16 protein-coding genes are annotated in these 20,460 nt (G+C 53.9%); 7 read left to right on the top strand and 9 right to left on the bottom strand.

The window, feature by feature from the left end; genetic code table 11:
* The first annotated feature begins 26 nt into the window (after nucleotides 1-26).
* Both FH871_RS04830 and FH871_RS04825 read left to right on the top strand, forming a co-directional pair.
* Complete coding sequence (locus tag FH871_RS04830; protein ID WP_138990161.1) at nucleotides 27-638, top strand: NAD(P)H-dependent oxidoreductase; 612 nt, start codon at nucleotides 27-29, stop codon at nucleotides 636-638.
* Nucleotides 639-760: 122 nt separating this feature from the next.
* On the top strand, nucleotides 761-2,347 hold the full coding sequence (locus FH871_RS04825) for a Na+/H+ antiporter (RefSeq protein WP_138990160.1): 1,587 nt from the start codon (nucleotides 761-763) through the stop codon (nucleotides 2,345-2,347).
* A 115-nt stretch (nucleotides 2,348-2,462) separates the two neighbouring features.
* Here the strand turns inward: FH871_RS04825 and FH871_RS04820 are convergent, their stop codons facing one another.
* The gene (locus tag FH871_RS04820; protein WP_138990159.1) at nucleotides 2,463-3,296 is read right to left on the bottom strand and encodes a peptidoglycan-binding protein; all 834 of its coding nucleotides are present in this window, start codon (nucleotides 3,294-3,296) and stop codon (nucleotides 2,463-2,465) included.
* Nucleotides 3,297-3,354: 58 nt separating this feature from the next.
* On the opposite strand from FH871_RS04820, the gene FH871_RS04815 reads away from it, so the two are divergent.
* On the top strand, nucleotides 3,355-3,582 hold the full coding sequence (locus FH871_RS04815; protein ID WP_138990158.1) for a hypothetical protein: 228 nt from the start codon (nucleotides 3,355-3,357) through the stop codon (nucleotides 3,580-3,582).
* 11 nt (nucleotides 3,583-3,593) lie between these two features.
* Nucleotides 3,594-5,765, top strand: coding sequence for a hypothetical protein (locus tag FH871_RS04810; RefSeq protein WP_138990157.1), 2,172 nt, complete (start codon nucleotides 3,594-3,596; stop codon nucleotides 5,763-5,765).
* A 75-nt stretch (nucleotides 5,766-5,840) separates the two neighbouring features.
* Here the strand turns inward: FH871_RS04810 and FH871_RS04805 are convergent, their stop codons facing one another.
* Nucleotides 5,841-7,220, bottom strand: coding sequence for an acetylxylan esterase (locus FH871_RS04805; protein ID WP_138990156.1), 1,380 nt, complete (start codon nucleotides 7,218-7,220; stop codon nucleotides 5,841-5,843).
* 190 nt (nucleotides 7,221-7,410) lie between these two features.
* Here FH871_RS04805 and FH871_RS04800 point away from each other — a divergent pair, with 190 nt between their 5' ends.
* Nucleotides 7,411-10,047, top strand: coding sequence for a HEAT repeat domain-containing protein (locus FH871_RS04800; protein ID WP_138990155.1), 2,637 nt, complete (start codon nucleotides 7,411-7,413; stop codon nucleotides 10,045-10,047).
* Here FH871_RS04800 and FH871_RS04795 read toward each other — a convergent pair.
* Together FH871_RS04795 and FH871_RS04790 are read right to left on the bottom strand one after the other, a co-directional pair.
* On the bottom strand, nucleotides 10,019-10,642 hold the full coding sequence (locus FH871_RS04795) for a 2OG-Fe(II) oxygenase (protein WP_138990154.1): 624 nt from the start codon (nucleotides 10,640-10,642) through the stop codon (nucleotides 10,019-10,021). The genes FH871_RS04800 and FH871_RS04795 overlap by 29 nt on opposite strands.
* A gap of 63 nt (nucleotides 10,643-10,705) precedes the next feature.
* Entirely contained in the window at nucleotides 10,706-11,752 is a 1,047-nt protein-coding gene (locus FH871_RS04790; RefSeq protein WP_138990153.1) for an Atu2307/SP_0267 family LLM class monooxygenase, read from the bottom strand.
* Between the two features lie 226 nt (nucleotides 11,753-11,978).
* Here FH871_RS04790 and FH871_RS04785 point away from each other — a divergent pair, with 226 nt between their 5' ends.
* Together FH871_RS04785 and FH871_RS04780 are read left to right on the top strand one after the other, a co-directional pair.
* Complete coding sequence (locus tag FH871_RS04785) at nucleotides 11,979-12,563, top strand: TetR/AcrR family transcriptional regulator (protein ID WP_138990152.1); 585 nt, start codon at nucleotides 11,979-11,981, stop codon at nucleotides 12,561-12,563.
* Nucleotides 12,560-13,231 (top strand): NAD-dependent epimerase/dehydratase family protein, encoded by a 672-nt coding sequence (locus tag FH871_RS04780; RefSeq protein ID WP_138990151.1) that lies wholly within the window; start codon nucleotides 12,560-12,562, stop codon nucleotides 13,229-13,231. Before FH871_RS04785 ends, FH871_RS04780 begins: the two co-directional genes overlap by 4 nt.
* Before the next feature lie 38 nt (nucleotides 13,232-13,269).
* Here FH871_RS04780 and FH871_RS04775 read toward each other — a convergent pair whose 3' ends face one another.
* The 5 genes from FH871_RS04775 to FH871_RS04755 form a co-directional block, all read right to left on the bottom strand.
* Complete coding sequence (locus FH871_RS04775) at nucleotides 13,270-14,646, bottom strand: cell wall metabolism sensor histidine kinase WalK (protein WP_138990150.1); 1,377 nt, start codon at nucleotides 14,644-14,646, stop codon at nucleotides 13,270-13,272.
* A 6-nt stretch (nucleotides 14,647-14,652) separates the two neighbouring features.
* Complete coding sequence (locus FH871_RS04770) at nucleotides 14,653-14,853, bottom strand: hypothetical protein (protein WP_138990149.1); 201 nt, start codon at nucleotides 14,851-14,853, stop codon at nucleotides 14,653-14,655.
* Between the two features lie 207 nt (nucleotides 14,854-15,060).
* Complete coding sequence (locus FH871_RS04765; RefSeq protein ID WP_138990148.1) at nucleotides 15,061-15,738, bottom strand: response regulator transcription factor; 678 nt, start codon at nucleotides 15,736-15,738, stop codon at nucleotides 15,061-15,063.
* Nucleotides 15,739-16,051: 313 nt separating this feature from the next.
* Nucleotides 16,052-16,663, bottom strand: coding sequence for an RNA polymerase sigma factor (locus FH871_RS04760; protein ID WP_229317048.1), 612 nt, complete (start codon nucleotides 16,661-16,663; stop codon nucleotides 16,052-16,054).
* Between the two features lie 234 nt (nucleotides 16,664-16,897).
* Complete coding sequence (locus FH871_RS04755; protein ID WP_229317046.1) at nucleotides 16,898-20,335, bottom strand: ThuA domain-containing protein; 3,438 nt, start codon at nucleotides 20,333-20,335, stop codon at nucleotides 16,898-16,900.
* Nucleotides 20,336-20,460: the final 125 nt, after the last annotated feature.

Here is a 20,460-nt window from a genome sequence, read left to right as displayed (position 1 = left end):
TTGCATCGACATAAACGAGAAACACCATGAAGAATATATTTGTGATCAATGGCGGTCAAAAATTTGCCCATTCGGGCGGAGCATTCAACCAGACGCTGACGGGCTGGACCGTCGATTTTCTGCGTCAGCACCCTGATTTTGCTGTAAAAGTGACCAACATCAACGAGGATTACGAACCGGCTGAAGAAGTGAAAAAATACGTTTGGGCGGATGTGGTGATTTATCACACGCCGGTCTGGTGGTTTCAGGTACCCCACCGGCTGAAGGAGTACATCGATGTGGTATTTACAGCGGGTCACCAGCAGGGCATTTACGTCAGCGACGGTCGTTCGCGGAAAAATCCGGCCATTAATTACGGTACGGGCGGAACGCTTCAGGGGCGGCACTATATGCTCACCACGAGCTGGAATGCGCCGGAAGAAGCCTTCACGCTGCCCGGCGAGTTTTTCAATCAAAAAAGTGTCGACGAAGGCGTCATGTTCGGTTTTCACCGGATGAATGCTTTCACGGGGATGGAGCCACTGGAAGGACTGCACTTTCACGACGTGGAAAAGAATGCCAACATCGAACGGGACCGACAACGGTATGTGGCCCATCTGGAACGGGTGCTGTTGAGCGATTCCGTCATGGCTGCTTAAGGCGGTTTTTGCGTAAACCGACCGGTAGACCGGTAAAAGCGCTTGGAAGATCGATCAGGAGGGCGTAATTTGTGGACACCGATTTCTGGTGTCTTCCCAACCATTCGATTAACTCCTTATTCATGCGTGACCTGGTTTTCCTCGGACTGGCTTTATTACTGGGCATGGCCCTGCTCGCTACGCTGGCGCAGCGGCTGCGGATTCCAACGCCCATCTTTCTGGTGATGGGTGGTTTGCTGACCAGCCTGATTCCGGGTGTGCCGACGCTGACCATCGAACCGGATCTCATCTTTCTGGTGTTTCTGCCGCCCTTGCTCTACGAAGCCGCCTGGTTCATGTCCTGGCGCGAACTCTGGCGCTGGCGACGGATTGTGCTGGTACTGGCCTTTGGGCTGGTCGTCCTGACGGCTACGGCGGTGGCCTATGCCTCAACGGCTCTCATTCCCGGTTTTACGCTGGCACTGGGATTTTTGCTGGGCGGTATTGTTTCACCCCCGGATGCGGTGGCCGCGACCTCGGTGCTCAAAGGGGTCAACGTTCCCAAAAGTACCCTCAGCATTCTGGAAGGCGAGAGCCTGATTAATGATGCGTCCAGCCTGGTGGTCTTCCGGTTTGCGATGGCAACGGTGATTTCGGGCACTTTCGTCTGGCAGGAGGTCGGCCTGAATTTCGTTATGGTGACGATCATGGGCGCGGTGATCGGCCTAGCGGTGGCGGGTGTATTTTATGCGATTCACCGCTGGTTGCCCATTCAGACCCGAATCACGATCCTGCTGACGTTCATTGCGCCTTACATCATGTACCTGACCGCAGAACAGTTTCATTATTCGGGGGTCATTGCTGTCGTCAGTGGCGGACTGTTTTTGTCGAACCACAGTTCGCGGCTGCTCAACCACGCGGAGCGGGTGCAGGGTTTGGCAATGTGGGCAACGGTCATTTTTATCATCAACGGTCTGGTGTTTGTGTTGATTGGTCTGGAATTATCCGTTGTCGTGAAAGGACTGGACGGCCATTCATTGACGGATGCCATTGGCTACGGTCTGGCGATCTCGGCCCTGGTCATCGTCGTTCGGCAGGTGTTTGCGCTGTTTGCCATGGTATTTACCGAAATTGCCGGGCGGTTTATTCCCGTTGCGGTGCGGAATGTGGGTTGGCGAGGCCCTGTCGTCTTGGGCTGGGCGGGCATGCGGGGCGTCGTTTCGCTGGCGGCTGCCCTGTCGATTCCGTTGACACTGCCCTCGGGTGCCCCTTTCCCCGAGCGTCCCCTGATTTTGTTCATTACGTTCATGGTGATTCTGGTGACGCTGGTGTTGCAGGGACTGACGCTGCCACTGGTCATCCGCTGGGTTAACCCGAAAGAAGTGATTCCGCGTCTGCCCGAAGAAAAGCAGGAGGCCACCATCAACCGCCGGTTGCATGAAGCGGCCTTGCAGGAGCTGACCCAGCACTACGCGGTGGCTGACAACCAGTTGCTGAGTCATTTAAAAAGTCGGCTGGAAAGCGGTTTGCTCTTAAATCAATACGTTTCGTCGGATCGGGACGGCCCGCTGCTGGCCAACTACAACGAGGCCCTGTCCCGCTTGCACCGCATCAAACGCCAGGAACTGGAGCGGCTCCGGCACCAGGAAGAGTTCGATGCAGACGTGATCCGCAAAATAGAAGCGCAACTCGATCTGGAAGAAGAAAAAAACGACCACGCAATTCGGTAACGACACCCGTTTTAATACCGCTCTTTGCTCCGTTAGGAGCTCAACAGCGTAGCGTTGTAGGAGCAGGCTATTCCGCCACCCTCAGCGTGACGTGAGGCACGCGACTTCTCCGATTTTACGATACCGACACGACCAGTTGCACCGGTTTTACCGGCAAAAGGCTCTCACCAATTCGGAAGGCCGCCGTAAATTCGGCCAGTCCGTGGCTCCCGCCGTTGACGAGTTTACGCGCTTGCCGAAGGTCGTTTTCGAGCAGCGCTTCCTTGATTTGCCGTTCTTTCCGTTTCAGGAAAAGCGCCAGAACCGCAGCCGCTATGTCGGGTTTGTTGGCCAGCGCCGGATTTCCGATCAGATCAACGCCCAACTCTCTTCCGATGGACTGGTAATTGCTGCGGCCCGTGAGTTGGATAAAACCCCGGCCCTTGAACCGGTCGCCGTCGGGCGGCCCCTGGTTGCCCAAATCCCGGCGATTGTCGTATAGGTCGAACGGTTTGCCACCCGGTGAGGTGTTGAAGCGGGATTTGCCTTCGTCAATGGGTTTGAAACCGGCGGTTTCGGCCCGAATGGTCGACAGGGCCATCAGCACCATGTTGCGGTCGGTGAGGTCCTGATTTTTCAGGGCGTCGAGCACGAAAGGCAGGTGTTTTTTGATGTTGTCGAGGGGCGTGAGCGGAAACATGCGGGACACCACGCCCACGGTGACCTGTGGCAACACCGAGTCGGCAGCAATCGCTTCGGGCGTGGGTTCAAAACCGAGTGCCCGCAGGGTTCTGAGACCAACGATGCCGTCGGCCAGCAATCCTTCGCTCCGCTGAAACGCGATAACGGCGGCTTCGGTGCCGGTCCCGAAATCACCATCGACTTTGCCGGGGTTGAAGCCCAGGGCTTTCAGTTTTTCCTGGAGCCGGACGACGTCGGCGCCGGAGGAGTTAAGTTGCAAGGGTTGCATAAAGGAGAAGGTTTAGACGCTTGTGGGAATGCGCCCAAGTTCGCTCATTTTCAGGGCAATGGAAAACCGTTTACACAAAAGCCAGCGTGAGATTGCCGAATTTCAGAGGCCCGGGACATCGCTGGAAAACAGCGGACGGCAACGGTTTTTTCCCGGCAAACGAATGGGAATTAATTCGCATCTGCCAGGCACATCAACGGGTATGATCGGGCGGATGCTGCCTTTGATGATCGGTGTGGAGTGGTTTGGTTCGTCGTCATTTTTTACCGGCCACCTTTTCTCTTAATCTTACAACCTATGAAAGCTTTCCTGTTGACTCTGATGGGCTGTTGGCTCGGATTGCGGCCGTTTAGCCTGGCACAGCGGGTGGCCGTTCGGTCGGCCAATCCGTCGCCCCAGGCGGTTTACGCGGCTGAACAATTGAAAAAAGCACTGCGGGAACGGAAGTATACGGTTGGTTCGGAACCGGTCGAGTATTTCGTTTTGCTGAAGCTGGACGCGGCTACATTCGGCCCGGAAGCTTACGGCATTTCCCGGCAGGGCAAAACCCTTTCCATCACCGGCGGTGACGGACGCGGGCTGATCTACGGCAGTCTGGCGGTGGTGGAGGAGTTGCGGAATGGCGTCGGTTTGCCGCAAATCAAAGCGCAGAACGAACGGCCGGCCTTCGCACTTCGGGCCATCAAATTCGATCTGCCCTGGGATACCTACCGGCACAGTTATGCGCTGGATCTGCACGCCGAAACCTGCCGCGATACGACCTACTGGAAAGCGTTTCTGGATATGATGGTACAAAACCGCTTCAATGCGCTGAGTTTGTGGAACCTGCATCCGTACACATTCATGATCCGGCCCAAAAACTTCCCGGCGGCTACACCCTTCAACGACCAGGAACTGAAGCAGTGGCAGACACTCTTCCGGTCGATTTTCCGGATGGCTCACGAACGCGCGATCGACACCTATCTGATTCCCTTCAATATTTTCACCAGCCCGGAATTCTCGAAAGCCTACAACGTCAACCCGGCCCTGAACAACCTGACCCATCATCACTTTATCGACGGCGATACGTCCGAAATCGTCAAACGTTACACCCGGGAATGCGTCACGCAGGTGCTCCAGGAATACCCCGAACTGACCGGTTTTGGCCTGACGCTGGGCGAAGCGATGGGTGGGATGACGCCCCAGCAGCGCGAAAACTGGATGAAGGCAACGATGATCGAGGGTATGCGGCTGGCGGGTCGGAAAACGAAACTGATTCACCGTATTCCGTTTTCCAGCACGACGGGTTCACTCGGTGTCACCAGCATCGATACGGAAAAACTCACCCGGAAATCCATCGAAGCCGAAGGGGCTTTGCCGTTTATTGAAGGGCCGATCTGGGCGGATTTGAAATACAACTGGTCGCACGGGCATTCAACGCCGAAACTGGTGAAAGTCCACGGCGGCAAGCTATACGATACCTATTTTGTACCGGACCCGAAAGCCTATAAAATTACCTGGACGGTACGGAATGAGGATTTTTTCTGCCTGCGGTGGGGTGTTCCGGGTTTTGTCCGGGCGCACCTGGCCGCCAACCGGCAGTCGTACGTGGGCGGTTATTTTCTGGGTTCGGAAACCTACATTCCGGCGAAAGATTACTTCACCAAACCCGGTGGCCCGGTCGACTGGAAATACGCGTTCGAACGGCAATGGTTGTTTTACAAACTCTGGGGGCGGCTTTTGTACAATCCGGCCACACCGGATGCGGTTTTTAAGGCCGAGTTCACCCGGCGTTACGGCCCATCGGCGAGCGGTTTGCTGGAAGCCTACGCACTGGCGTCGTCTACCCCCTTGCGGCTGGCTTCGCTGTTCGATTTCACCTGGGATTTTTCGCTGTATAGCGAGGGTATGCTGGCGCACGATGCGAAGAAAAACGTCGCCTACATCTCCGTCGACCGGCTCCTGACCCAGCCCGTGCTTGATCCTGATTATGTGTCGGCCAGCGATTATGTGAAAACCGTCATCGCCGGTGGTGGTTTTGAACCCACAAAAATAACCCCGCCGAAACTGGCTCAGATGCTGGAACAGGATGGTCAGAAAGCCCTGCAAGTGGTCAAATCCATCAACACATCAGCCAATCGCTCGCTGCACTACGAGGTGGCCGATGTGCAGGTTTGGGCCAATCTGGGTTTCCATTTGGCCGAAAAACTGAAGGGTGCCGTTGCATTGCAAACCTACCGAACCCAGGGTGGTGAGTCGAATAAACAGGCTGCGGTAACTCATCTGGAAGCTGCTTTGCGGTACTGGGACGCCGTCGTGGCCATCACCCGCCCGCTCTACAACGACATGCCACTGGTTCATTTTAGCGAACAGAAAGGCCGCACCTGGGAGCAAAACGAAACGCTCCGGTTTCACTGGGAGAAACTGCGGGGCGAGGTCGCAAACGACGTTGAGATTGCCAGAAATGCGGTGTTTACGCCAGAAAAATAAGGTGCGGTTTTTGGTATCATCCCACGGTTGAAACCGTGGGAGTAACAACACCATAAACATAAACAGGAGGGCTGATTATTTGAAATAGCGATCCGCAAAAATCAGAAACGTCGGCCAGTTGGGGCCGGTCGTGTGCCCTCCGCTGTGCTGGCGGAAAGCGATGTCGCCGTCGACCAGGGCAGTTTCGATGGGCGGGAATTCCATCGTTCCCAGACCTTTTTTACCCAGCAGTTTATAAACCGGTCCGGCCAATGCGCCCCCCAGAAACATACCTTTGGCATCGACCCAGTTGCCTTCCACCTGCGGTGAACCGGAACTGATGAAAACCGGTCGGGGCGCACACAAAGCCACTAATTCATGGGCATCGACGGGTAAGTCGTTGGGGGTCAGTGGTCCGGCATATTTGATGAAGTTGCCCGCCATCCAGTGGTATTCGGCGGCAGAAGCGACATTCTCGACCTGCTCGCCAAATTTCCGGCGGTGAATTTTAACGCCCCCTTCGCCCGACGAGCCGACAAACGCAATGGCCAGCCGGGGTTCATACGCCATCGTGACAGCAGTGGCCTTGCCGTAGCGCGAAAGCCCTTCGATTCCAATTTTTTGGGCATCCACTGCTTTGTCGGTTTCTAAATAATCCAGGGCGCGGCTGGCTCCCCAGGCCCAGGCCCGCAAGGCTCCCCAGTCGTCGGGTTTGCGGGTTTGTCCTTTGTTCATCAGCCCAATGATGCCTTGCGTCAGACCTGCGCCGTTGTCGGCCTGGTAGCTCGTGGGGTACAAAACCGCATAACCCCAGCCCTTGGCCAGAAGCTGCTGCTGCCAGGTCGGTTCGGGTTTCGCCGGTGGGTTGGTCGCGGGAGGGGGCGGCAGCCGGAAACCCGCCGGAAACCGGAATCCATAACTCATCATGACCGGAACCGGGCCGGTAGCGTTGGCGGGGGTCGAAAGCGTTAATTCAATGTCGACCTTGATGGCCGGATACGCGGAATTGTCGACATGCCCCAGCAGTTTTTTCGTGATCACGGGAATATCGCCGTTCATTTCTTTCGTTTCACTGGTCACTTCCCAGGTCACTTTCGGCAGGTTTTTCGGCACTCGCCCGTAGATTTCCCGGTCAAAATCTTCCACAATTTCCGGTCGTCGCTGCTGCCACCATTGTTTGGGCGTAGTCACTTTTTTGCCATTCTTCAACACCAGCGGATCGGGCAGACTGGTGTAGGGCGTGGCCTGTGACTCATCGATGTTCGCGGCATTGGGCGCATTGGGATTTCCCGATGGGCCGGGGCGCAACGACGTGATATTCAATTGTTCCAGCATCTTTTTGTGATCATGTTCCGATTGCTTTTGAATAACCGCCTGAGCCGCCAGAAAGGCTTTTCGGGTGGAATCCGGATCCTGCGCGACGGCCTGGAAACCGCTCAGGGCTAAAAAAGAAAGAAGAAAAACCGTGTTTTTCATAGGGTCGTAGGCGGTATTTAGGAATTTGTAAAGCATACAGAGTGTATGCGCAACCGGTTGCTTTTTTATAAAAATACGGGAAATCAGGGGCAGGAAATAGCCGTTTTTGCCATTTTTATTTATCCGTAAAGTAGACGTACTTCGTATTCGATTTTGCGGCACCCTCGAGAAACGTTCTAAAAAGAAAACCATGTTAAAAATTTCCTTAAGTCTGGTCTATAGTGTCCTGATCCTGATGGGGTTGGTTGGGCAACTGGGCGATTCTGAAACCAAACTACTCCAAAAATCTACGAATCGGGCGGTTGTTTCTGCCGACCCGGATGAACTGGTAATTACGAATTTCGCCGGTCCCGACCTGACGCCCAGCCCATCCTGTCTTGCCGTGGCACCCACCGGCGAAGTCTACGTCGGGGTAGACATGATTGGGTCGCTGGGCAAAACGCCGGGCAAGGGCTACATCATCAAACTGGTCGATAGCAACAACGATGGCAAAGTCGACCGGCACACCAAATTTGCGATGGCCGACAACCCGCGCGGTATTATTTCCCAGGGTGATCAACTGTTTGTCCTGCACACGACGTTTTCGACTGAAACCGGGATCGCCAGTGGCATGGATCTGGTGGTTTTCGAAGATAAAAACCACGACGGTGTGGCCGACGGCCCGTCAAAACCGCTGATTCAGAACATCAGCTCGCCCAAATTTCTGCAAAGCCGGGGCACCGATCACTCGACCAACGGCATCCGGATGGGAATCGACGGCTGGATTTACATTGCCGTCGGCGACTTTGGTTTCCACGGCGCCGTGGACCGGAGCGGAAAGAAATTGACCCAACTCGGCGGGGGCATTGTGCGGGTGCGGCCGGATGGAACCGAAATGGAAGTGTATTCGCACGGGATGCGGAACATCTATGACGTGGCCATCGACCCGTATATGAATATTTTCACGCGCGACAACACCAACGACGGCGGGGGCTGGAACATCCGGTTTAGCCACCAGATTCAATCCGGGGAATACGGTTATCCGGTTCTTTTTAAAGGCTTTACGGATGAAATCATTCCCGCGCTGGTCGATGTGGGCGGGGGCTCCGGTACGGGCTCGCTGTTCATGGACGATCCGACCTGGCCGGAAAAATACAACCACGTGCCGATGATGGCCGACTGGGGAAGAAGCCAGCTTTACATTCACCGCGTGACGCCGGATGGCCCGAGTTTTACGCAAAAAGAAGAAGAGTTCATCAAATTACCGCAAATCACCGATGTGGACGTCGACGCGTCGGGTCGGATGTATCTGTCGGCCTGGGACGGTGCGGGCTATTCCGGCAATCCGTCCAAAGGCTACGTGGTGCGGGTTGTGCCGAAAACCTGGTCGTACAAAGCCTTTGCGGATGTCAAAAAAGCGTCGGTGAAAGAACTGGTGGCCCTGCTGAAATCCGGCAGCGCCGTGGCCCGTCTGGCCGCCCAGCAGGAGTTGCTGACCCGCCCGAAAGATGCGGCTGACGCTTCCTGGAAACTGGCCGCCGATAAAAGTCTGCCGCTGTACGTTCGGGTGGCCGGTATTTTTACGTACGCACAGGCGGCTGGTGCCAACGGCATTGCCAATCTGGTGAAACTGACCTCGGAAAACGACGTTCGGGAGTTCGCGTTGAAAGCCCTGGCCGACCGGAAACCGAACCTCCAAACCGTGCCCATCGAACCGTTTCTTCAGGGATTGAAAGATCCGTCGGAGCGGGTGCGGCTGGCGGCCATCATCGGTTTGGGGCGTTTGGGACGGATTGAAGCCGCGCCGGCCTTGTTGCAGGTGAAAGTGCCAGCTTCCTTTGTTGCTCCGGCAAAAGGCACGGAAGGCCCGCACGCGACGCCGAATGCCGCCATCGTTCCTACGCACCTGGCGGTTCGCGCGTTGGTGAGCCTGAATGCCGTCGATGCGTGTGTGAATGCTATCGGCACCGAAAATTCGACAATTGCACTCTGGGCGCTGCGGTATATGCACGATCCGAAAGCCGCCACCGGTTTGATTGCTGCTTATAAAAACGCGAAGGATGAAACCCTGAAAAAGCAGATTCTGACGACTTTATCCCGGTTATACAAGAAAGAAGCGGATTACGACGGTTCGTGGTGGTGGAGTACCCGGCCCGATACGCACGGGCCTTATTACAAGGGGATTACGTGGGAATCGTCACCGGCGATCAAAGACCTGCTGATGCAGGAATGGACGAAAGCGGATGCGTCGGGCAAGCAATTTTTTGCCGATTTGAACGGACGGCACCGGATGGAAATCACCGAGTTTGGCGGGGAAGAAGTCGTGGCGGCTAACGAAGAAACCAAAGTGGATCTGGAAAAAATCAGAAACCAGAAAGGGCAGGTTGGCAAAGCATCGATTGAAGACGTGATGCTGGCGATGGCGAAAATCAAAGGGGATGCGGCCCTCGGGAAAACGCTGTTTACCCAACAGGGCTGCATTGCCTGCCACAGCCTGAGCAAAAGCGAGCCGATGAAAGGGCCGTTTATGGGTCAGATTGGCTCGATCATGAACCGCGAACAGATCGCCGAGTCGATTCTGAAACCCAATGCGTCGATTTCGCAGGGCTTTGCCACGGTTTTGATTACGGCCAAAGGCAATAAGACGTACATGGGTTTTGTTTCCGAAGAATCGGCCAGCAAGGTGGTGATGCGCAACATTACCGGCGAAGTGTTCACCATCAAAACCAGCGATATTCTGACGCGGAAAGAACAGGAAACTTCGATGATGCCGTCCGGTCTGGCCAACGCCCTGTCATACGAAGAATTTGCGTCGCTGATCACGTTCCTGTCGCAGCAGAAGAAGTAAAGTAATTCACTTTTAACCACCCGGTTATACTCATCCGGGGTTTATTGGTCCGGAGAACTTCGTGTTCCAGTTCGTTACTCTTAAAAAAGACGATTTTGCCATTCATCGGGGCGATGTGTTGTACGGTATCGCCCCGGTGAATGCACAATTCGCCACCGTCATCTTCCTGCCAGTCGGCGTTTAAATACAGGATCATCGAATACTTCCGGCTGTCGTTGTTGCGAAACTGATCGAGGTGTTTTTGGTAAAAACTGCCCGTTTCATACAGCGTATAGTGAAATTCGTAGCCGGTGATGCCCGTGTAACAGGTCTGGTTTAAATGACGGACAAACTGGTCCATCAGGTCAAAAAAATCATTTTCGTAGCGGTCATTGTGCTGGCGATCCAGCCAGTAAATCAGGTCGCTGCGAACCCGTTTATTCTGCACAACCTGGCCGTCGCTGCCGGTACCTGCCGACCGAAGCCGGTTTTCGGCGTACAGCGTGGTCAGATTTTCTTTCAGATGGGCCGCCAGAGACTCACTTAAAAAATGATCGGCGATGCCGACGTTGTGGTCAATAAAACTCGTGATGAGGGAATCAAAGATCGTTTGCAATCCGGAAGGGAGCACTGCGCCCGTATTCCGGTGAAGGTACGTCTAATTCCCGGCAATTACGGTTTAAACCGGCTCGGGCGTTCGTAAGGCTTTCCGAACGGCTGGCGCCACTTTGGTTCCGAACAATTCGATCGCGCGAAGCACTTTGCTGTGCGGAAGCTGATGGCTACCAATGAGTTGGGCCAGATACCGGGTGTTCTGGAACAATTCGTGAAAGTGCAGAATCTTGTCGATGGCTTGCTGCGGACTGCCCACCAGCAGCGGCCCGGACTGGCGCATGTACTCGAAATGCTCCCGGCCAATGGGCGACCAGCCCCGTTCGCGACCGATGCGGTTCATCATTTGTTCGTACGACGGAAAGAGTTCGTCCGATGCCTGTTGCGAATGATCGGCCAGGTAGAAATGCGAGTTGATCGCCAGGGGCAATTTCGCAACGTCATGACCGGCTTTCTGCGCCGATTGCCGGAACAGGTTCACAAACGGCACAAACCGGTCGGGCGAGCCGCCCAGCATCGCCAGCGTCATGGGCAGGTTCATCGTGCCCGCCCGAACGGCGGATGCGGGTGTGCCACCAACGGCCAGCCAGATTGGGAGCGATTCCTGATACGGACGCGGATAAACGCCCAGGTTGCGGATGGCGGCCCGGTGTTTGCCCTGCCAGTTAACGATTTCGCTCTTGTTGATCGCTACGAGCAGATCCAGTTTTTCGGTAAACAGCTCGTCGTAATCCTTCAGGTCGTAGCCAAACAGCGGGAAGGATTCGATGAACGAACCACGCCCGGCCATGATCTCGGCCCGACCGTTGGAAATGAGATCCAGCGAAGCAAAATTCTGGAACACCCGAACCGGGTCGGCTGAACTCAAAACCGTCACGGAACTCGACAGCCGGATCGTTTTTGTAAGAGAAGCTGCGGCTGCCAGAATGACCTCCGGGGCCGACACCATAAAATCCGGCCGGTGGTGTTCGCCGAGGGCAAAGACGTCCAGCCCCACTTCGTCGGCCAGTTTAATTTCTTCCAGCAATTGCTGCATCCGCTGGTGAGCGTTGACGGCTTTTCCGGCCACGCCATCGGGCAGTACTTCGCCAAAACTGCTAATACCTAATTCCATGATTATTCAGTTAAAAAGTATTGATCGAAAAAAGAAGACGACTCTCAACCGGTTGGCCGGATTCAGAAAGCCGATCCATATTGTTAGTAGTACTTTTAAAAACCGCCAATAGTTCATTTGGGGCATTCACTGCGTTACAGTTTTCCATTTACCACCTTTTTGTGTAATTCCGCCGTGACCTGCTTATTTTGCGTATATTCATAGAGCGATTAGTCAATCAGAAAAAATGAGTAAACTGGATAAACCCGAGAAAATACTGGCGACCGCGTTGAAACTCTTCGTTGCCTACGGTTTTCACGGCACGCCCACGAGCAAAATTGCCAGCGAGGCCGGGGTGTCTAACGGCACGCTTTTTCATTATTTCAAGACGAAAGACGAGCTGGTGGTGTCCTTGTACACGGCCATCAAGGAAGAACTGAATCAGTATTTGGCAGAAAAAGCCAACGAAACCGGCGACGTGAAAGAGAAATTCAGGAACCTGTTTCGGTATTCTCTGGCGTGGGCGCTGGAAAACCGGGACGCTTTTTACTTCATCCAGCAGTTTCATTTTTCCCCGCATCTGGGTCTGGTTCCGGACGAGGAGATTCGGAAGCAATCTGAAAAGCACCGGAACCTGTTTCAGGAGGCCCGTGACGCGAAGGCGTTGAAACCGTTGCCGCCGGACTTGCTCATGATGCTTTCAATGAACCAGATCAATGGACTCTTTCAGTATCTGACTGCCCAAACCGTGTCTGCTGAGAACCAGCAGCAACAGATCAATGACGTTTTTGAACTCACCTGGACGATGATCGTAAACCCCGAAAAACCATGAAAACGAACGGAATCAGAGCCATTATCACTGGTACGACCGGTATGGTAGGCGAAGGTGTTTTGCACGAATGCCTGCTCCATCCGGAGGTAGAAGCGGTGTTGATGATCAACCGAAAACCGTCCGGAATGTCCCATCCCAAATTGACAGAAATCATTCATGCGGATTTTTATGACCTGTCGACGATTGAAAACCGTCTGGCTGGTTACAACGCGTGTTTTTTCTGTCTGGGCGTCTCGTCGGTCGGCATGAGCGAGCCGGATTATTACAAAGTAACCCACACGCTCACGCTGAACGTGGCGACGGTTTTGAGCAAACTGAACCCGGACATGACGTTTTGTTACATTTCGGGAGCGGGCACAGACAGCACGGAGAAAGGACGTTCGATGTGGGCGCGAGTCAAAGGGAAAACCGAGAATGACCTGCTCAAACTGCCTTTTAAACAGGTATTTAACTTCCGGCCGGGTTTTATCAAACCGACCAAAGGACTGAAAAATACACTGAAAATGTACCGGTATATGCTCTGGCTGTTTCCCATTGGCCGGGCGTTGTATCCCGGCGGTTTTTGCACTTTACGGGAGTTGGGGCTGGCCATGATCCATACGGTCAACAAAGGCTACGAAAAGCAGATTCTGGAAGGGAAAGACATTATCGAACTGGCAAAACGGTAAGGACTGGCAAGCGGATCTGAACAGTAATCCGTTCGTTTTCAGGAAATAAACTGACGGACCAGTTCCAGTTGAAAAACCGTTGGCTGGCCTTCGCCGGAGGTGACGGACACCCGGCCCTGATGGAGCCGGACAATGCGTTCCACCAGCGACAGACCGACGCCGTTGCCCCTGACTTCGGCGGTTTGTCGGCTCCGGTAGAAAGGTTCGAAAATATACGGCAAATCATCGGCAGGAATGGGTGTGCCGTTGTTCTGCACGCTGATCACAACGGCGGTTTCGGTGAATCGGACGTGGATCACGGCTTTGCCATCGCTGGAGAATTTACAGGCATTTTCGGTCAGGTTTTTCAGGGCCGTTCGCAGCAGCGCGGTATTGCCCGGCACGGCCAACTGGTTGAAATCGTCCGGTAATTCGTCAAAACGAACCGTTACGTCGTAGTGGGCGTGGATGTTGCTGACTTCCTCCCGAATGTCCCAGACCACTTCGTCCAGGCGCACCGAATCCGTCAGCAAGCCGACCGCCGACGCCTGGTTGACCTGCGAAAGCTGTAACAATTCCCGCGTCAGGGTCGAAAGCTCGCCTACATCATCCAGCACCGACCGGATGGTTTCTTCATACACCGCCGATTCCCGGCGGTTGAGCAACGCCACTTCCAGTTGGGAGCTGATCTGGGTCAGCGGATTTTTCAGTTCGTGCGAGACATTGGCCACAAACATCCGTTGCAGCCGGAACGATTCGTCAATCCGATCGAGCAGGCGGTTGATGGTGGTCGACAGGCGGCTGATTTCGTCATTGTCCGTGCTGACCGGCAAGCGTTCCTGCAAGGTATTCGGGAAAATGTGGTTCAGTTGCTGTTCCATGCGCTTCATGGGCCGGAGCGCGTCGCCCGCGTAGAGCCAGCCCGAAAAGGCGACAATCCCGACAATGCCGCCGAACAATCCGACCAAAACGACCAGCATCTGGCGCAGAAACTGGTCGCCATAGCGGTTTTCGGCGCTGGCCAGCACCACATACTGGCCCGAGGTGGTTGCGTAGCGAACGCCGGTTACGTAAGCCGCTCCCTGCCGGAATTTCTTGTTTTTTTTCGCCCGAATGGCGTCCAGCACCTGGGTCGATACGGCCAGTGGCACCTGCTCATTGGTGATGAAAACCGGACTGTTCCGGCCGTCATATACGGCTATTTTCTGCGCCGGAAGCTGGTCTTTCCGCAGGCGGGTAAATTGAATCAGGAGTTGGGGGCCCATTTTCTGCCGAATGAGCAATTCGCCAATGGTGTCAGCTTTTCGGTCGAGCCGCCGGTAAAAATCGGACGAGATAAAATACCAGCAAAACGCGTAGAGGCAGGCAAAAGCGAGGGCCAGAATGGCCGAAACCAGGCCCGTAAAACGGAGTGTCAGGCGGGTGCGGATGGTCATAAAACACTACCGCAGTAAGGCCGGAATGTCGACCAGCCAGGCAATCAGCAGCGTCAACACAAACAGGCTCACCATCAGGATCATCAGCCAGTCGGGCTGTCGTGGTTCGCGGTTGTTCGACCCGGAGGGAGGTGAACTGTCTCGGTGTCCCATCAAAGGGCTCGAATCCGTTCCGTAGGTGTGGCTGTATCGCAAGTTAGAAGTCATATCACGTGCTGGGAAAACACTTCTTAACTACAAAACTGGAGCGAAGATCTTAAGCAGGATTAAATAACTGCTTAGAATTTCCTTAGAAGTTGTTTGCATGAAGGCCGGAGCTACCACGAGTTGGTATCGGCTATTGACAGACCGCCCTTCCAGGGCTCTCCCCGGTTAACTCAAACAGTTTGTTAGAAAACGGCTCGCCCCGCGAACCTATTCTTCTTTTAGCACATAACCCATACCAAACTGCGTATGAATGAGTTTTTTAGGAAAATCCTTGTCAATTTTCTTGCGTAAATAATTGATATACACCTCCACGACGTTCGTTCCCGCATCAAAATTCAAATCCCAGACCCGTTCGGCAATATCGACTTTCGACATTACCCGCCCCTGGTTTCGCAACAGGTATTCGAGCAGGGCAAACTCCCGGGCGGTGAGATCGATCACCTGACCATCGCGACGAACGGTTTTGGCATCCAGGTTCATTTCGATCCCCGCAAACCGGAGCGTCTGGGCCGTCATGGCGACCTGCGTACTCCGTTTGGTCAGGGATCGCACCCGCGCGAGCAGCTCGGCAAACTGAAACGGTTTGGTCAGGTACTGATCCGTTCCGGCATCGAAACCCATCACTTTATCACTGCTTTCGCCCAGAGCCGTTAGCAGCAAAATGGGCGTCGTGACGCCCTGCGCCCGCAACTGCCGAATCAGTTCAAAACCGTTCAGGCCCGGAATGATAACGTCAGTGATGATGACGGCATACGAATTTTTTAAAGCCAGCCGCTTGGCAATCAGGCCGTCGTAGGCAATGTCTACTTCAAATTGTGTTTCTTCCAGACCCTGCCGAATGGCATTCAGGGTTTTGGGCTCATCCTCAACCACTAGAATTTTCATATACAAAAGGCTAGGTTCTGACTACCTAACCATCGCTGAATCGGATTGTTATCGTACCCCTTTCATTTCATTGACCGCGTTAGCGGGGAAACCGGCATCCGGTCCCGGCTTACTAAGCAGATTCTAAGCAGTTCTTAACCTCGCTCTAAGAACGCTCCGGTTATTTTACGGGCAGAGGTCAAAAAAATAGCGATACAAACGCGATCCTGTTCGACCTGAACACCAGTTTTTATCGTTCAAAGCGTTTTTAGGTTTGTCTATAATTCCCGGATAGCCACTGGAAAGGAGTTCAGTGGCTATTTTTTTGTCCGCATTACTGGAGTAGACACATTACGAGCAGCCAATACTTAAAAAAAGAAATCTGACTCTTGAGCGAGGTCAACGCCTTGTAGAGCAAATTGGCCACGGATTGGCGGTTGATTTCCATCAATTCCGCGATCTGCTCATTTTCCAGGCCTTTGTAAAACTTCAGAAAAACCACTTCCTGCTGTCGTTTTGGAAGGGTATCGATGGCCTGACGAACTTTGCGCTGGTTTTCCGAATCGGCCTCATTTTTCTCGATAGCGGTTTCGACGGTTTCCCAGTCAGACAGTTGGCTGATTTCCTGCAAGGATGGAGCCGAAGCCGCGTTTTTATTGCGCCGGAATTCCTGTAAAAGCTGATTGCGAAGCGATTTAAACAGATAGATCGCTACATACTGGATCGTGAGCACCTGGCGTTTCTCCCAGATCGAAATAAAGATTTCCTGAATCGAATCCTTAATAAACTCGCGGTCCTCCGTAAAATTGGCCGCATAACTGAACAGTGCCCGGTATTGCGACTCGGCCAATTGGCAAAAAGCCGCCTGATCTCCAGCCTTCGATCGCTGCCAGAGTTCCAGTAAATAGTCGTTTTCCTCGATTATGCGCTGTCGGTGGTCCACCATACCTTGTGCAATTCCAAGGTAAAATAACAGCATTAATCGTTAATACATAAATAAAAAATGGATGTTTTGCGATTTATACAAGTAAAAACCGTTTAAATGCCAGGTTGTCAGAATAAAATTGCGCAGAATGGTTTACGGTTTCCAGTATTCGGTTTACGGTATTCGGTGGCTGACGCGTGCTTGTGAATGCGTCAGCCACCGAATACCGTAAACCGAATACAGATAACCGTTAATTCATTCTTGAAACTGAATCGTGACAAATTTCAGAATCGCATCGTTGGGTTTGGTGCGCTTGATGGCAAAAAAGTAGACATCGTGTTTTCCCGATACGGGTTTGCTGATCGAACCAGTAACTTCTTTGTTGGTGTTCCAGGCCCCGGTTGGTTGGTAGGCCGTCGTGCTGATCACCGGCCCGGCCTGCGAGTCGATCCGCACCTGAATTTCGCCCGGCTGATCCAGCGAGGCATACTCGTAGGTGAACTGTTTGATGTGGGTCAAGTCGACGTTTTTCAGGAGAAGATACGCCTTGTGCCCCCCCTGCGACAGGTTGACGCCAAACCGGGGGAAACCGACCTGGGCATCAGTATACACCGCCCGAACCTTCGCATTCCGCAGCGTAACGGCGTCGGTTCCGGTCAGTGGTCCAACGACCTGCCCGCCTTTATCGGTATACGATGCCAGCAGCGTGTATTGTCCCCGTAGTTCCTCTTTCTGGTGGTCGGCCAGCGTCAGAGAACCTTGCATCGGTACGGTTTTCTGTGCCCTTGGTTTGTCGGTCAGCGAGAAAATATAACGCACCATTTCCTGCGCATCGGTTACCGAAATCTGGGGGTGAGCGCTCATGACGTGCACGGTTCCCCAGTTACCGCCACCGCCGTTGATGATCTTGGTCGCGAGTTGCTCCAGCGCCCCGGTTTGGGTTTTGTACTTCTGCGCCACCGCCAGCAGCGACGGCCCCACCGATACTTTATCAATCGTATGGCAGGCTTTGCAATCACTGGCGTCCATCAGCATTTTGCCCGGCGGATTGCTCACCAGCACGGAAGTCGGCGATTTCGGCGCGTTTGGATCGACGGTACTGGGCTGCGGATTGTAGGCGTAAAGCACCTTAATGCGCTTCGGATCGATTTTCCCATCTTCCTGATCCTGCACTTTCACCGTATACGCAAACGGTTTGCCTTCCCAGAAAAAGGATTGGTTGTCGGTGCTGGCAATGGTTACCGCTGGCTTCGTATTGCCTACTTTAACGATAACCGTATCCCGGCCGACCAATCCAGCCCGATCCGTGACTTTCAGAATGGCTTTGTAAATACCGGGTTTGGCGTAGGTGTAGGTCGCATTTGGCGTGGTAGCACCCACTTTTTTGCCATCGAACAGCCATTCGTATTTCACGTCATCATCATCATCCAGATCGCGCGACCCCCGGCTCACGAAGGACACCTGCAACGGAGCCGCCCCGGCGGCTTCGCGCAGAATCGGGAAATTCCGGCGTTCGGACGTCAGAAAAACCGTGCGGTCGAGGTGGTTTTCCACCGCCGTGTCCTGCACGCTCGCCTGGGCCAGCGGAGGGCGGTTTCCGGTGTTGTATTCGATCTTTACCAGACGCGCATCTTCGTTATCGGCCCCGTAAACGGAACCGTATTCCAGCATGTACATCACACCATCCGGCCCGAAATCCAGATCGATCGGGCGTCGAAAATCGCCGTTTGACGCCATGAAAGGCTCACTGCGCACGTAGTTTTCGTTTTCATCGAAGCTAAGCGCCAACACCCAGTTGCGCATCCAGTCGAAAACGAACAGCTTGCCGTCGTAATACGCGGGGAATTGATTGGCAGACTTTGATTTCGTATCGAAGGTGTAAAATTTACCCGCCATCGCGCTGCGACCGCCGAGCCCCAGCTCCGGGAATTCGGTCGAAGCGGCATATGGATACCAGATGATCGGGGGCGTTGCGGGCGGTAGCTGGTTCAATCCGGTATTGTTGGGCGAGTTGTTGACGGGAGCCGCCGGATCGAATTTTGGCCCGGCGGTTTTGGTGGCAAAGTCCCACCTGACATACGGGTAATTGTTGCCGACAAAATACGGCCAGCCGAAGTAACCGGCTTTTTTCGCCTGATTGAATTCGTCGTAGCCACGTGGTCCCTGTAAGCCTTCCTTGCCTGCATCGGGGCCAATTTCGCCCCAGTACAACACCGACGTTTTCGGATTGACGGCAATGCGGTACGGATTTCGGCAGCCCATCGTATAGATTTCCGGGCGGGTTTTAGCGGTTCCTCTCGGGAACAAATTGCCATCCGGAATCGTGTAGCTGCCATCGGGTTGGGGATGAATCCGCAACACCTTTCCCTTCAGATCGTTCGTGTTGGCCGCCGACCGCTGGGCGTCCAGGCTGTAAAATTCCTTGCCGGGCCGTTCGTCCATCGGCGAATAACCGTCGGACGGAAAAGGGCTGGAGCTGTCGCCGGTTGATAAGTACAGGTTGCCGTCTTTGTCCCAGGCCAGCGAGCCGCCGTGGTGCGAACCGCTGTTTTTTTCCACCGGAACCGTCAGCAGGATTTTCTCCGACTTCAGATCGAGCGTGTTGCTGGCAGTGACCGTAAACCGGGAAAGCTGAAAATTGATCGGTTCTTCGGTTTGCCCGGCGGGGGTATAATAGACGTAAATGTGCTGATTCTTGGCAAAATTGGGATCAACCGTTACGCCAATGAGCCCGGTTCCGCCCACGTAGGTAATCGGAAATTTATGAACCAGCGCGTTTTTTCGGGTTTTGGGGTCATAAACCGACAAATTTCCCTGAATTTCGGAGAAAAACACGCGCCCGTCGGGGGCAACCGCCAGTTCCATCGGAGAAGCCAGGTCATTGACCAGAACGGTTTTCACGAAGCGGTTTTGCTCCGGCGTTACTTTGGCGTAGGCTTTTTTGTAATCAAGCGGTTTAGCGTCACCGATGGCGTATTGGACACCACCCAACAGGTGTTTGAGAAACAGCGGTTCGCTGTAGCTTTCGTCGGTGTGGCCGTTGCCGGTGTAGAAAGCCCGTCCACCATCAAATTCATGGTACCAGCTAATCGGGTGATTGGCCCCGTTGGTGCCGCCTTCGTAGCTGTTTTCGTCGAGGTTTGCCAGCACGTTGATGCCCGAATAAAACGAGCGGTAATTGTACCATTCGTCGGTGCGATTCCAATGATCCGGTAACGTTGTTGTAGAAACATGCTTCTTGTCGGTAACATCGACGGTTGCTTTGCGGACGTTGGAATTGTGTGGATGACTGGCAAAATGCGCGCCCATCAGCTTGCCATACCAGGGCCAGTCGTATTCCGTGTCGGCGGCCGCGTGGATGCCGACGTAGCCACCACCGGCCTGAATGTAGCGTTCAAAAGCCGCCTGTTGCTCACCATTCAGGACGTTGCCCGTGGTGTTGTTGAAGATCACCGTGGCGTATTTTCTCAGATTCTCGTCCGTAAACACGGCGGCATTTTTCGTAGTATCCACCAAAAAATTATTCTCCTGACCCAGTTTCTGAATGGCCGCAATCCCGAACGGAATGGAGGTGTGTTTCCAGCCTTTGGTTTTGGAAAATACCAGCACATGAACCGGGTCAGCGACCCGGACGGTCATGCTGGCATGCAGCACAAAAACGAGGCCGATGATGACAAAGGAACTGATTCTCATGAGTATTGACATAACGCAGGGCTTAGGAGGTTGTTTTTTTCGCGCAAACCCATGCGACTGGTCTTCTGGGTTTGCAGACTATAAAGCAGATTTGTCGAACAATCTGCTTTATAGTTCTAAAAAAT

The sequence above is a fragment of the Larkinella sp. C7 genome, assembly GCF_006149005.1.
Taxonomy (GTDB): domain Bacteria; phylum Bacteroidota; class Bacteroidia; order Cytophagales; family Spirosomataceae; genus Larkinella.
This window is presented reverse-complemented; position numbering and strand designations above follow the sequence as displayed.